At 74.9% G+C, this 13,911-nt stretch carries 11 protein-coding genes; 3 read left to right on the forward strand and 8 right to left on the reverse strand.

The window, feature by feature from the left end:
* The first annotated feature begins 27 nt into the window (after positions 1-27).
* From AB0I88_RS01220 to AB0I88_RS01230, 3 genes are read left to right on the forward strand one after another with little or no spacing between them, the layout of a single operon-like run.
* On the forward strand, positions 28-1,665 hold the full coding sequence (locus AB0I88_RS01220) for an NAD(P)-binding protein (protein ID WP_361017002.1): 1,638 nt from the start codon (positions 28-30) through the stop codon (positions 1,663-1,665).
* Positions 1,662-5,186, forward strand: coding sequence for a pyruvate:ferredoxin (flavodoxin) oxidoreductase (gene nifJ, locus AB0I88_RS01225; RefSeq protein ID WP_361017004.1), 3,525 nt, complete (start codon positions 1,662-1,664; stop codon positions 5,184-5,186). The genes AB0I88_RS01220 and nifJ overlap by 4 nt, the downstream gene beginning before the upstream one ends.
* A 33-nt stretch (positions 5,187-5,219) precedes the next feature.
* Complete coding sequence (locus tag AB0I88_RS01230) at positions 5,220-5,714, forward strand: hypothetical protein (RefSeq protein WP_361017006.1); 495 nt, start codon at positions 5,220-5,222, stop codon at positions 5,712-5,714.
* Between the two features lie 20 nt (positions 5,715-5,734).
* Here AB0I88_RS01230 and hypE read toward each other — a convergent pair whose 3' ends face one another.
* The 8 genes from hypE to AB0I88_RS01270 are packed head-to-tail and all read right to left on the reverse strand — an operon-like array spanning position 5,735 to position 13,789.
* On the reverse strand, positions 5,735-6,790 hold the full coding sequence (hypE, locus tag AB0I88_RS01235; protein ID WP_361017008.1) for a hydrogenase expression/formation protein HypE: 1,056 nt from the start codon (positions 6,788-6,790) through the stop codon (positions 5,735-5,737).
* Positions 6,777-7,886, reverse strand: coding sequence for a hydrogenase formation protein HypD (gene hypD / locus AB0I88_RS01240; RefSeq protein ID WP_361017010.1), 1,110 nt, complete (start codon positions 7,884-7,886; stop codon positions 6,777-6,779). Before hypD ends, hypE begins: the two co-directional genes overlap by 14 nt.
* Entirely contained in the window at positions 7,883-8,131 is a 249-nt protein-coding gene (locus AB0I88_RS01245; protein WP_361017012.1) for a HypC/HybG/HupF family hydrogenase formation chaperone, read from the reverse strand. The genes hypD and AB0I88_RS01245 overlap by 4 nt, the downstream gene beginning before the upstream one ends.
* Before the next feature lies 1 nt (position 8,132).
* Positions 8,133-10,424 (reverse strand): carbamoyltransferase HypF, encoded by a 2,292-nt coding sequence (gene hypF, locus AB0I88_RS01250; RefSeq protein WP_361017014.1) that lies wholly within the window; start codon positions 10,422-10,424, stop codon positions 8,133-8,135.
* Positions 10,421-10,879 (reverse strand): hydrogenase maturation protease, encoded by a 459-nt coding sequence (locus AB0I88_RS01255; protein WP_361017016.1) that lies wholly within the window; start codon positions 10,877-10,879, stop codon positions 10,421-10,423. The genes hypF and AB0I88_RS01255 overlap by 4 nt, the downstream gene beginning before the upstream one ends.
* Entirely contained in the window at positions 10,876-12,219 is a 1,344-nt protein-coding gene (locus tag AB0I88_RS01260) for a Ni/Fe hydrogenase subunit alpha (RefSeq protein WP_361017018.1), read from the reverse strand. Before AB0I88_RS01260 ends, AB0I88_RS01255 begins: the two co-directional genes overlap by 4 nt.
* Positions 12,216-12,965 (reverse strand): oxidoreductase, encoded by a 750-nt coding sequence (locus AB0I88_RS01265; RefSeq protein WP_361017019.1) that lies wholly within the window; start codon positions 12,963-12,965, stop codon positions 12,216-12,218. The genes AB0I88_RS01260 and AB0I88_RS01265 overlap by 4 nt, the downstream gene beginning before the upstream one ends.
* The gene (locus AB0I88_RS01270; RefSeq protein WP_361017021.1) at positions 12,965-13,789 is read right to left on the reverse strand and encodes an FAD/NAD(P)-binding protein; all 825 of its coding nucleotides are present in this window, start codon (positions 13,787-13,789) and stop codon (positions 12,965-12,967) included. The genes AB0I88_RS01265 and AB0I88_RS01270 overlap by 1 nt, the downstream gene beginning before the upstream one ends.
* Positions 13,790-13,911 lie beyond the last annotated feature (122 nt).

Consider the following 13,911-nt stretch of genomic DNA (forward strand, 5'->3'; position numbering starts at 1 on the left):
GCACCATCCGGCGGCAGGGAGGCCGGCATGAACAGCGTGTGGCACGACATGACGCCGCTGCCCGATCTGGTGCACGACCAGGCCCGGGGCGGTCCGGTACGGCAGCGGCGACCGGTCTACGTGGACCTGCTGCCGCCCTGCGACGCCGGCTGCCCCGCCGGGGAGAACATCCAGTCTTGGCTCGGGCACGCCCGGACCGGCGACCACGAGCGGGCCTGGCGGGTGCTGACCGCCGACAATCCACTGCCGGCGGTGCACGGCCGGGTCTGTTACCACCCGTGCGAGTCGGTCTGCAACCGCGCCCACCTGGACAGTGCCGTGTCGATCCACGGGGTGGAGCGGTTCCTCGGCGACCTGGCGCTGGAACGCGGCTGGCGGTTCGATCCGCCGCCGGCGCCGACTGGCCGGCGGGTCCTGGTGGTGGGCGCCGGGCCGAGCGGGCTGTCCGCGGCGTACCACCTGGCCCGGCTCGGGCACCGGGTGCACGTGCGGGACGCCGGCGACGAACCGGGCGGCATGATGCGGTACGGCATCCCGGCGTACCGGCTGCCCCGTGACGTGCTGGCCGCCGAGATCGCCCGGATCGCCGGCCTGGGTGTCACCATCGAGTGCCGGCGCCCGGTGCACGACCTGGAGGCGGAACGCCGGGCCGGCGGGTTCGACGCGGTGTTCGTGGCGGTCGGGGCGCACCTGTCCAAGCGGGTCGACATCCCGGCCCGGGAGGCCGGGCGGATCGTCGACGCGGTGAGCCTGCTGCGCAGCGTGGCGGCGGGCGAACGGCCGGCGATCGGGCGCCGGGTGGCGGTCTACGGCGGCGGCAACACGGCGATGGACGCCGCCCGGGTGGCCCGCCGGCTGGGCGCCGAGGAGGCGCTGATCGTCTACCGGCGGACCCGGGCGCAGATGCCCGCGCATGCCGAGGAGGCGGAGGAGGCCGAACGCGAAGGCGTGAAGATCAACTGGCTGCGGACCATCCAGGCGTTCGACGGCCCGGAACTGACCGTCGAGGTGATGGAGCTCGACGCCGACGGCCGCCCGGAGCCGACCGGCCGCACCGAGACGCTCTCCGCCGACACCGTGGTGCTGGCCCTCGGACAGCGCGCCGACACCGCCTTCCTGCGCGGGGTGCCGGGCGTCGAGTTCGGGCCGGACGGCACGGTCCTGGTGTCACCGACGTTCATGACCGGCTGCCCGGGCGTCTTCGCGGGCGGCGACATGGTGCCGGCCGAGCGCACCGTCACGGTCGGGGTCGGGCACGGCCGCACGGCGGCCCGGCACATCGACGCCTACCTGCGCGGGCTGTCCGCTCCGGCGCCGGACGAGCGCCCGGTCGCCGAGTTCGGCCTGCTGCACCCGTGGTACTTCGCCGACGCCGGCCGCCGGCCCCAGGCCGAACGCGACCCGGCCGCCCGGGTCGGCGACTTCACCGAGGTCGTCGGCGGGCTCGGCGAGGCCGCCGCCCGGTTCGAGGCCGGGCGCTGCCTGTCCTGCGGCACCTGCTTCGAATGCGACGGCTGTCTGGGCGCCTGCCCGCACGACGCGGTGATCAAACTGGGGCCGGGCGAACGCTACCGGTTCGACTACGACCGGTGCACCGGCTGCGGCACCTGCTTCGCGCAGTGCCCGGTACACGCGATCGAGATGATCCCGGAGGACCGGTCATGACCCGCGTGACGATCGACGGCAACGAGGCGGCGGTGTCCGTCGCGTACCGGCTGAACGAGATCTGCTGCATCTACCCGATCACCCCGTCCTCGGTGATGGCCGAACTCGCCGACCAGTGGTCGGCGGCCGGGCGGCCCAACGTGTGGGGAACCGTCCCGTCGGTGGTGGAGATGCAGAGCGAGGGCGGCGCCGCCGGAGCGCTGCACGGCGCCCTCCAGAGCGGGGCGCTGACCACCACGTTCACCGCCTCGCAGGGCCTGCTGCTGATGATCCCGAACATGTACAAGATCGCCGGGGAGCTGACCCCCGCGGTGCTGCACGTGGCGGCCCGGGCCCTGGCCACCCAAGGATTGTCCATCTTCGGCGACCACTCGGACGTGATGGCCGCCCGCGCCACCGGGTTCGCCATGCTCGCCTCCGCCTCCGTGCAGGAGGCCCACGACCTGGCACTGGTCGCCCAGGCCGCGACGCTGCGCACCCGGGTGCCGTTCGTGCACTTCTTCGACGGATTCCGCACCTCGCACGAGCTCAACACCGTCGACACCCTCACCGACGAGGACCTGCGCGCCCTGGTGCCGGCCGGCCTGGTCCGGGCGCACCGGGCCCGCGCGCTGTCGCCGGAACGGCCGGTGATCCGCGGCACCGCCCAGAACCCGGACGTCTACTTCCAGAGCCGGGAGACGGTCAACCCGTACCACGCGCGGGTCCCGGCGGCGGTGCAGGACGCCATGGACGCCCTCGCCGCGCGGACCGGCCGCGGCTACCGGGTGGTCGAGTACTCCGGCGCCCCGGACGCCGAGCGGGTGCTGGTGCTGATGGGGTCGGGCGCCGAGACCGCCCGGGAGACCGTCGCCCACCTCAACGCGCGCGGGCAACGCGCCGGAGTGCTGCGGGTGCGCCTGTTCCGCCCGTTCCCGGCCGCCGAACTGCTCTCCGCGCTGCCGCCCACCGTACGCCGGATCGCGGTGCTGGACCGTACCAAGGAACCCGGCTCGGCCGGTGAGCCGCTGTTCCTCGACGTGGTGGCCGCCCTCGCCGGCAGCGGCCGGCCGATGCCCGAGGTGATCGGCGGCCGCTACGGGCTCGGCTCCAAGGAGTTCACCCCCGGCATGGTCGCCGCGGTGCTGGACGAACTGGCCGCCGACCGGCCCCGGCCCCGGTTCACCGTCGGCATCGTCGACGACGTGAGCGGCACCAGCCTGCCCTGGACCGACCTGGACATCGAACCGGCCACGACCACCCGGGCGGTGTTCTTCGGGCTCGGCTCGGACGGCACGGTCGGCGCCAACAAGAACACCATCAAGATCCTGGCCGCCGGCCCGGGCACCCACGCACAGGGCTACTTCGTCTACGACTCCAAGAAGTCCGGCGGGCTCACCGTCTCGCACCTGCGGTTCGGGCCGGAACCGATCCGCGCCCCGTACCTGATCTCCCGGGCCGGTTTCGTGGCCTGCCACCACAGCGGCCTGCTCGACCGGGTGGACGTGCTGGACCACGCCGCACCGGGCGGCACCCTGCTGCTCAACAGCAACGCCGACGACGTCTGGCAGGCGCTGTCGCGCCCGGTCCAGGAACAGATCATCGCCCGGGACCTGACCGTCTACGCGATCGACGCCGACCGGGTCGCGGCCGCCGCGGGCCTGCCCGGGCGCAGCAACACCGTGCTGCAGACCTGCTTCTTCGCCATCTCCGGGGTGCTCCCGCGGGACGAGGCGGTCACCCGCGTCAAGCAGGCCATCACCAAGACGTACGCCCGGCGCGGCCCGGACGTGGTCGCCCGCAACCACGCCGCCGTCGACGCCACGCTCGCCGCCCTGCACGCCGTGCCCGTACCGGGACGGGCGACCGCCACCCGGCAGCCGCCGCCGGTCGTCCCGGACGGGGCGCCCCGGTTCGTCCGCGAGGTCACCGCCGCCATGATGGCCGGGCGCGGCGACCGGCTGCCGGTGAGCGCGCTGCCCGCCGACGGCACCTACCCGGGCGGCACCACCGCCTACGAGAAACGCAACATCGCCGACCAGGTCGCCACCTGGGATCCGCAGACCTGCATCCAGTGCGGCGCGTGCGCGTTCGTCTGCCCGCACAGCGTCATCCGGTCCAAGTTCTACGACGCCGACCTGCTGGCCGGCGCGCCGGACGGGTTCCGGTCGGCCGAACTGAACGCCCGCGGCCTGCCCGGCACCGCCTACACGCTGCAGGTCTATCTGGAGGACTGCACCGGGTGCGGGCTGTGCGCCGAGGCCTGCCCGGTCGCCGCGATCGACCTGCGGCCGCGGGAGCCGCAACTCGAGCCGCAACGCGCCGCCATCGCCCACTTCGAGACGCTGCCGTACGCCGACCGCTCCCGGGTCGACTTCGGCACCGTCCGCGGCGCCCAGTTCCTGCAGCCGCTGTTCGAGTTCTCGCTGGCCTGCACCGGTTGCGGCGAGACGCCGTACCTGAAGGTGCTGTCCCAACTGTTCGGCGACCGGCTGATGGTCGCGAACGCCACCGGCTGCTCGTCGATCTACGGCGGCAACCTGCCCACCACACCGTGGACCCGCAACGCCGAGGGACGCGGCCCGGCCTGGTCGAACTCGCTGTTCGAGGACGACGCCGAGTTCGGGCTCGGCTTCCGGCTCGCCGCCGACCTGCACCGGGGTCTGGCCGAGACCCGGCTGCGGGAACTGCGCGACCGGGTCGGCCCGGATCTGGTGGACGGTCTGCTGGCCGCGCCGCAACGCCACGAGTCGGAGTTCGCCGCGCAGCGCGAGCGCCTGACCCGGCTGCGGGAACGACTGGCCGGGCTGGACCCCGCCGAACCGGCCGTCGCCGACCTGTCCAGCGTGCTGGACCACCTGGTGCGCCGCAGCGTGTGGATCGTGGGCGGGGACGGGTGGGCGTACGACATCGGCGCGGCCGGCCTGGACCACGTGCTGGCCAGTGGCCGCGACGTCAACGTGCTGGTGCTGGACACCGAGGTCTACTCCAACACCGGCGGGCAGATGTCCAAGGCGACCCCGCTGTCGGCGGTCGCCCGGTTCGCCGCCGGCGGCAAGACCACCCCGAAGAAGGATCTGGCGTTGCAGGCGATCGCCTACGGCAACGTGTACGTGGCCCGGGTCGCGATGGGCGCCGACCCGCAGCAGACCCTCCAGGCGCTGCGCGAGGCGGAGGCGTACGACGGGCCGTCGCTGGTCATCGCGTACGCGCACTGCATCGCCCACGGCTTCGACATGCGCGACGGCCTGACCCGGCAGCAGCTGGCGGTGGCCACCGGCTACTGGCCGCTGATGCGCTACGACCCGCTGCTGCGGGCCGCCGGCGCCAACCCGTTCCTGCTCGACTGTCCCCGGCCGAGCCGGCCCCTGGCCGACTTCACCGAGGGCGAGCTGCGGTTCCGGCAGCTGCGTGACACCGACCCGGCCGAGGCGGACCGCTTGGCCCGGCTCGCGCAGGAGGCGGCCGACCAGCGCTGGATCCGGTACGAGGAGATGGCGGCGCACGGCCCGGAGCGGTTCCCGGCCGACGCCCGCCGCTGACGTTCGTCACGCTTGAGCAAGGAGGCTGAGGCGATGAGGACCGACGGAATTCGCGTTCTGCATCCCGCCACCGGCGAACTCATCCGGGTCTGCCCCGGCCCCGACCGGTCCGGTGGCTGCCCGCTGGCGGCCCCCAACGGGGTCGTGCCGTGCGCCGGGCTCCTGATCGCGCCGCAGCCGGCCGACCCGGAGTACTGGCCGCTGCCGGTGCCGCACGGATACCGGTACTGCGACGTGCCGTGGAACGTCCGGGCCCGCGCCTGCCTGCGGAAGGCGGAGTGGCTGCGCGAGCGCTGGCGGGCCGGCCTGCGCCAGGAGACCGAACGGGTGTGGGTCCTGGCCGGCCGCCACGACCCGCGCTACCGGAAGATGACTCCCCACGAACTCAACGCCACCGCGCTGTGGCGCTGGCGGCTGTCCGCGGCCGGCCAGGCGCTGCGGCGTGCCGAGCAGAAGGCCCAGGAGCAGGGCGAGACCTACCTGGCGTTCACCGAGCACCGGCGCAACTCCGGGCACTGGGTGGGCTGACCGGCCCGCCCGGGGCCGGCTCAGCAGATCCGGGGCAGTTGCTCGCCGAGCAGCACGTCGAGGACCCGGCGCGAGCCGACGGCGGTCCGGACCACCACCGGGCCGCCGGCACACGCCGTGCCGATCCGGACCGCCTGCCCGCCCTCCGGGCGGGCACGCATCGCGGCCAGCACCGCGTCCGCCCGGTCCGGCGCGACGAACGCCACCAGGCAGCCCTCGTTCGCCACGTACGCCGGGTCCAGGCCGAGCATCTCGCAGGCGGCCCGCACCGGCTCCGGCACCGGCAGCGCCCGCTCGTCGATCTCGACACCGACCCGGGAAGCCGCGGCGATCTCGTTGAGCGCCGACGCCAGGCCGCCCCGGGTCGGGTCACGCAGCGCGTGCACGGCCGCGCCGCCGGCCGCCACCATCGCCGCGACCAGCCGGTGCAGCGGGCGGCTGTCCGAGACGAGGTCGGCCTCGAAACCCAGCCCCTCCCGGGTGCTGAGCACGGTGACGCCGTGCGCGCCGATCGGGCCGGACAGCAGCACCGCGTCGCCGGGCCGGGCGGCCGCCACCGACGGGGCCGTGCCCGGCAGCCGCCGGCCCAGCCCCGCCGTGATCACGAAGAGCCGGTCGGCGGCGCCCCGGCCGACCACCTTGGTGTCGCCGGTGACGATCGGGACACCGGCCGCTGCGGCCGCCGCCCCGGCCGACTCGGCCACCGACCGCAGCACCGGCATCGGCAGGCCCTCCTCGACCACGTACGCCACGGTCAGCGCCACCGGCATGGCGGCGCGCATGGCCAGGTCGTTGACGGTGCCGTGGACGGCCATCGAGCCGATGTCGCCACCCGGGAAGAACAGCGGGTCCACCACGTACGCGTCGGTGCTCAGAGCCAGATCGGACTCGCCCACCCGGACCACCGCGGCGTCCTCGAGCGGGCCGCCGGGCGTGGCCGCGCCGAGCGCCGGGACCAGCACCCGGCCGATCAGCTCGGCGGACAGCCGCCCGCCGGACCCGTGCCCGAGCAGCACCCGCTCGGTCTCCGGCAGCGGGGTGGGGCAGGTTCCGGCGGTCGGGTCAACGTGGCGCATGACGGTCCTCCTGTCGGCGTCCGGCGTTGTGGTAGGCGGCGCAGGTGCCCTCGGCGGAGACCATCGGCGCGCCCAGCGGCGTCCGGGGTGTGCAGGTGATGCCGTAGGCGGCGCAGTCGAGTGGCGTCTTCGCGCCGGTCAGGATGTCACCGGCCACACAGTCCGGATGCTCGCGCGCCACCAGCCGGCCCACGTCGAAGCGGCGTTCGGCGTCGAACGCGGCGAACTCGCCGGCCAGGGCGAGACCGCTGGCCGGGATGACGCCGATGCCCCGCCAGGCCCGGTCGGTGACCCGGAACACCCGCCGGACGGCGGCCCGCGCCACGGTGTTGCCGTCCCGGCGGACCGCCCGGGCGTACTGGTTCTCCACCTCGTGCCGGCCCTGCTCCAGCTGCCGGACCGTCATCAGGATGCCCTCCAGCAGGTCCAGCGGCTCGAAGCCGGTGACCACGATGGGCACCCGGAACTCGGCGGCCATCGGCTCGTACTCGGTCCAGCCCATCACGGCACAGACGTGCCCGGCGGCGAGGAAGCCCTGCACCCGGCAGCCGGGGGCGCGCAGCACGGCGGTCATCGCCGGCGGCACCAGCACGTGGCTGACCAGGACGCTGAAGTTGGTGAGGCCGAGGGCGGCGGCGTGCAGCACGGCCATCGCGTTGGCCGGCGCGGTCGTCTCGAACCCGACGGCCAGGAACACCACCTGCCGGTCCGGGTTGTCGCGGGCCAGCGTCACGGCGTCCATCGGCGAGTAGACGATCCGCACGTCGGCGCCGCGAGCCCGCAGGGCCAGCAGATCGGTACGGGACCCGGGCACCCGCAGCATGTCACCGAAGCTGGTCAGGATCGTCCCGGGTGTCCGCGCGATCGCCATGGCCCGGTCCAGCACCTCGAGCGGGGTGACGCAGACCGGGCAGCCCGGCCCGTGGATCATCCGGATGCCGCCGGGCAGCAACTCGTCGATGCCCTGCCGCACGATGGTGTTGGTCTGCCCACCGCAGACCTCCATGAGCGTCCACGGGCGGGTGGTGACCCGGCGCAGCTCGGCGAGCAGCAGCCGGGCCAGGCCGGGATCGCGGTACTCGTCGAGGTACTTCACGGCCCCAGCTCCCGGTCGAGGACGTCGCCCATGGCCCGCAGCACCGCGAGGGTGCGCCGCGCCTCAGCGGCGTCGACCACGCTGATCGCGAAGCCGACGTGGACGATCACGTAGTCGCCGACCGTCGCCTCCGGGGCGTAGGCGAGGCAGACCCGTTTGCGGACGCCGCCGAAGTCGACCGTGCCGACCCGCAGCCCGTCCCGCTGCTCGACCCCGGTCACCAGGCCGGGAATGCCCAGGCACATGTCATCCTCCCCCGGCGATCCGGGCCGCGGCGACCACCGCCTGCCCGTAGCTGATGCCGCCGTCACCGGCCGGCACGTCCCGGTTGAGCAGCGCGGTCAGGCCGGCGGCGCGCAACGCCCCCGGCAGCGCGCCGGCCAGGATGCGGTTCTGCAGACAGCCGCCGGACAGGCAGACCACCCGTACGCCGGTGCTCTCCGCGGCCCGGCCGCACAGTTCCACGGTCACGTCCACCAGCACGCGGTGCACGGCCAGCGCCAGGTCGGCGGCCGGTTCCCCGGCGGCGCCGCGCCGCAGCAGGGCGCCCAGAGTGCCGGACCAGTCGTAGACCCACAGGCCGTCCACCCGGGTCAGCCGCCACGGCAGCGGGCCCGGGTGCCCGGTGGCCCGGTGCGCGGCGGCCTCCAGCAGAATCGCGGCCTCGCCCTCGTAGCCGTTGTCGTCACGGATGCCGAGCAGCGCGGCGGCGGCGTCCAGGAACCGGCCCGCGCTGGAGGCGTACGGGCTGTTCACCCGCCGTTGGATCATCCGCCGGACGACGGCCTGCTCGGCGGCGGGCATCCGGCGGCACAGCGCGGGCGCCGGGCCGTCCGGCACCGGGAACTCACCGCCGTACAGGTAGCCCAGAGCGGTGCGGGCCGGGCGGCGGACCGCGGCCTGCCCGCCGGGCAACGGCGCCCGCCCGAACCGGCCCAGCCGGCGGAACCCGGTGTAGGTGGCCAGCAGCAGCTCACCGCCCCACAGCCGGCCGTCGTCGCCGTAGCCGAGACCGTCGTACGCGATCCCCAGGAACGGTCCGGCGACATCGTGCTCGGCGGCGCACGACACCACGTGCGCGTGGTGATGCTGGACGCCGATCAGCCGCTGCCCGGTGGCGGTCTCCCGGGCGTACGCCGTGGACAGGTAATCCGGGTGCAGGTCGTGGGCGACCGCCCACGGCTCGAACCGGTGCAGGCGGCTCAACTGGGCCACGGTCGCCCGGAACGCCTCCAGGGTGTCGGCGTCGGACAGGTCGCCGCCGTGCGGGCCGACCAGCGCCCGGTCCCCGCGCGCCAGCGTGAAGGTGTGCTTGAGCTGCGCGCCGACCGCCAGCACCGGCCGTCGCGCGGGAACCGGCAGGGGCAACGCGCCGGGCGCGTAGCCGCGGGCCCGGCGCAGCATCCGGGCGGCCCCGGCGGCGATGTGCACCACCGAGTCGTCGTAGCGGGCCCGGATCGGCCGGTCGTGGCTCAGCAACCCGTCGGCGATCCCGGCGAGCCGCCCGGCCGCGTCGGCGTCGTCGATGGCGATCGGCTCGTCGGCACGGTTGCCGCTGGTCACCACGAGCGGACGGCCGACCGCGCGCAGCAGCAGGTGGTGCAACGGCGTACACGGCAGGAACAGCCCCACCCGGTCCACCCCCGGCATGACGGCGGCCGCCACCGGGGATCCGGTACGCGACGGCAGCAGCACGACCGGCCGGGCCGGCGAGGTCAGCGCCGCCCAGCCGGCCGGGCAGAGGTCGGCCACCGCGTGCGCCGCGCCCAGATCGGCCACCATCACGGCGAACGGTTTCCGGGGCCGCTGCTTGCGGTGGCGCAGCCGCTCCACCACGGCCGGGTCGGTGGCGTCACAGATCAGCTGGTAACCGCCGAGTCCCTTGACCGCGACGATCCGCCCGACCGCGATCGCCCCGGCGGCCACGGTCAACGCCTGGTCGCCGTAGGCGGACCGCTTCCCGGCGTGCCAGGTCAGCCGCGGCCCGCAGACCGGGCAGGCCACCGGTTCGGCGTGGAACCGCCGGTCGGCCGGGTCGCGGTACTCGGCCGCGCAGCGCCGGCAAAGCGGGAAGCCCGCCATCGCGGTGCGCACCCGGTCGTACGGCAGCTCGTCCACGATGGTGGCGCGCGGCCCGCAGTTCGTGCAGTTGATGAACGGGTACCGGAAGCGGCGGTCCGCCGGGTCGAACAGCTCACGCAGGCAGTCGTCGCAGGTGGCCAGGTCGGGCGGGAGCCCGGCGAATCCGGCGGTCACGTCCGCGTCGCCGCTTCCGGTGACCCGGAAGCCGGGCGGCGGCGCCACCGCGGCCGGGGCCACGATCACCTCGGCCACCCGGGCCGCCGGCGGAGCCTGATCGCGCAGCGCCTCCACCAGCCGGGAGACGGCCGCCTCCGGGCCGCCGACCTCGATCAGCACGTCCCCGCCCACGTTGCGGACCGCGCCGTCCAGGCTCAGCCCGGTGGCGATCCGGTGTACGAACGGCCGGAACCCGACCCCCTGCACCGTGCCGCGGACGCGGACCGACCACGCGTTCATGAGGGCGCCCCCAGCTCGCAGACACGGTCGGCGACCGGGCGCACCGCGGCGGCCACCGCGTCAGTGAGCCCGGCGCCGAACCCGAACTCCCGTCCGTACGCCACCACCGCCACCAGGCGGCGGGGCAGCCGGTCCAGTTCGCGGGCCAGGGCCACGGTGGCGCCCAGCCCGAAGCCGTGGCCGGAAGTGGCCGGCTCGGCGGTCGGCGGCAGGGTCAGCTCGGTCCATTCGCCGGGCGTGCCGCCGCGGGCCACGTCGACCACCACGGCCACGTCCGCGCCGGTCCAGGCCTCCAGCATGCGGGCCGGCTCGCCGTCGCTGACCCGCAGCTCCACACCGGCGAGCCGGGGGTCGTGCCGGCGCCGGACCGCGAGTTCGGCCACCACCCGGGGGCCGAAGCCGTCGTCGCGGCGGTACTCGTTGCCCACCCCGATCACCACCCGTCGCCCGTTCATCGCGGCGCCTCCCGGCCCTCGCCCGTGACGCCGCCGGCCGTGGCGCCCCGGTCCACATGCAGGTCGAGGAAGTGGGTGGCGCAGGAGATGCACGGGTCGTAGTTGCGGATCGCCTGCTCGCACTGGTGGGTGAGGCGCTCGTCGTCCAGGTCGAGCCGGCCGGCCACGAAGCGGGCCAGGTCGTCCTCGACGGCGGCCTGGTTCTGGGCGGTCGGCGGCACGATCCGGGCGGAGGTGATCAGCCCGTCGGCGTCCAGCTCGTACCGGTGGAACAGGGTGCCGCGGGGCGCCTCGGTGGCGCCGTATCCGACGGCGGCGCGGGGTGGCACCCGGACCGCGGGCGACGACGGCGGCTCGTAGGCGTCGATGAGGCGGATCGCCTCCTCCACGGCGTACACCGTCTCGACGGCCCGGACCACGATGCCACGGTAGGGATTGCGGCACTGCGTGCCGAGCCCGGCGGCCTCGGCCGCCTCCTTCGCCAACGGCGAGAGCCACCGGTGGTTGAGGGTGTAGCGGGCGGCCGGCCCGGTCAGGTAGCGGCCTCGGCCGGCCAGGTGGGCGTGCAGTGCGGTGGAGTGCGGCACGTGCTCCTCGACGACGTGCCGCTCGAAGTCGCGCACGCCGAACTCACACCCGCCGGTGGTGACGACCGACCCGGACTCGATGGCGTACCGGCCCGGCTCGGTCAGCGCGAGCATCTCGTGGTCGTGGTGGAACGGCGGGAAGTCGAAGCCGGCCACCCACCGGACGGTCTCCAGCGCCTGGTCGAGGGCGGCACGCAGCCGTTCCCGCAGCGGCGCCAGGTCAGCCGGCGCCGGGGCCCGGTAGAAGCCGCCCACCCGCACGTTGACCGGATGGATGGCCCGGCCTCCGATCGCCTCCATCAGGTCGTTGCCGGTCCTCTTCAACGCCAGCCCGCGTTCCACCAGGTCGCGACGGTCGCGAGCCAGGTCCAGGGCGCTGTCGTAGCCGAGGAAGTCCGGGGCGTGCAGCAGGTAGATGTGCAGGACGTGGCTCTCGATCCACTCGCCGCAGTAGAGCAGCCGGCGCAGCGCCGCGATGCCCGGCGGCACGGTCACCCCGCAGGCGTCCTCGATCGCGGCGCAGGCGCTCATCTGGTACGCCACCGGGCAGATCCCGCAGATCCGGGCGGTGATGTCGGGCGGCTCGGTGTGCCGGCGCCCGCGCAGGAACGCCTCGAAGAAGCGGGGCGGCTCGTAGATCTCCAGGCGCACGTCCTCGACCTCACCGTCGCGGACCCGGACGTGCATGGCGCCCTCGCCCTCCACCCGGGCCAGTCCCGGCACGTCGATGAGCCGGTCGTGTCGGTGGCTCATGGCGTCGCTCCCTCCGGTTCGGTGGCCGGGTCGAACAGGTGGCGCATCTGTTCGATGTCCGGGCCGGACATGCCGGCGGACCGCAGCAGCGCCGCCTCCGCCTCGTCGTTGGGTGTCTCGGCCGGGCCGAAGCAGCCGAAGCAGCCGCGCCGGAACGCGGGACAGATCGCCCCGCACCCGGCCCGGGTCACCGGCCCGAGGCACGGCTCGCCGTACGCCACCACCACACAGACGTTCTCGCGGCGCTTGCACTCGAAGCAGACGCTGTGCGCCGGCAGGTCCGGTTCGCGGCCCACCAGCAGCGCGCCGATCGTCTCCAGCAGCTGGCCCCGGTCGATCGGGCAGCCGTGCAACTCGTAGTCCACGTCGACGTGCGCGGCGATCGGCGTGGAGGTGGCCAGCGTGTCCAGGTACTCGGGGCGGGCGTAGACCACCGAGGCGTACTCGGCGACGTCGGCGGAGTTGCGCAGCGCCTGCACACCCCCGGCGGTGGCGCACGCGCCGATGGTGATCAGCAGCCTGGACATCGCCCGGATCTCGTGGATCCGGCGGGCGTCGCCGGGCGTGGTGATCGAGCCCTCCACCAGCGAGATGTCGTAGGGGCCCGGCTCCGAGGCGCGGGTCGCCTCCGGGAAGTGCGCGATCCGCACCCGCCCGGCCACCGCGAGCAGTTCGTCCTCGCAGTCCAGCAGGCTCAGCTGACAGCCGTCGCAGGACGCGAACTTCCACACCGCCAGGGTCGGCATCACAACTCCCGGACGTTCAGCAGCGGCTCGGCCACCGGACAGCCGACGACCGGTCCGTCCCGGCAGATCAGCAGCGGGCCGAGCTGGCAGTGGCCGCACCAGCCGGCGCCGCAGCGCATGGCGCGTTCCAGCGACAGCCACACCCGCTGCGCCGGAACACCCCGCTCCAGCAGGGCCCGGGCGGTCGCCCGCATCATCGTCTCGGGGCCGCAGACGTACGCCACGGCCCGCCCGGCGTCCACCCCGGCCGCCGGGATCAGCTCGGTGACCAGGCCGACCCGGCCCCGCCAACCGGGGGCGGCCCGGTCCACGATCACCTCGACCCGCGCGTGTGCCGCCCAGCGCCGCAGGTCGCCCGGGTAGAGCAGGTCACCCGGCCGCCGGGCGCCGGCCAGGACCGCGACATGCCCGAAGGACCGGCGATCGGCCAGCAGCCGCTCGACGACCGGGCGCAGCGGGGCCAGGCCGATCCCGCCGGCCACCACGAGCACGTCGTGGCCGGCCGCCGCGCCGACATCCCAGCCGGTGCCGAACGGGCCGCGCACGCCGATCAGGTCGCCGGGCGCGGCCGCGCACAGGGCACGTGTCACCGCGCCGACCGCGCGGATGGTGTGGATCAGCCGGGTGCCGCGGCTCCCGCTCACCGAGATGGGCACTTCCCCGATCCCGTACGCGGTGAGCATCGCGAACTGCCCCGGCCCGAACTCCGGCAGGCCCTCACCGGCCGGGTCGAGTTCCAGCGTGACCGTGTCGGCGGTGTCCTCCCACCGCGCCGTCACCCGGCAGGGCCACGGGATCACGCCGGTCGCGGTGGCCGTGGTCATGGCTGTGCCGGCCCGGCCATGCCCGCCCGGCCCTCGCGTGCCAGGACCGACGTCAGCCGCGGCCGGGTGCTGCTCGGTGCGGTCGGTCATGGCTGTGCCGGCCCGGCCATGCCCGCCCGGCC

The organism is Actinoplanes sp. NPDC049802 (assembly GCF_040656595.1).
In the GTDB taxonomy this organism is placed as follows: Bacteria; Actinomycetota; Actinomycetes; order Mycobacteriales; family Micromonosporaceae; genus Actinoplanes.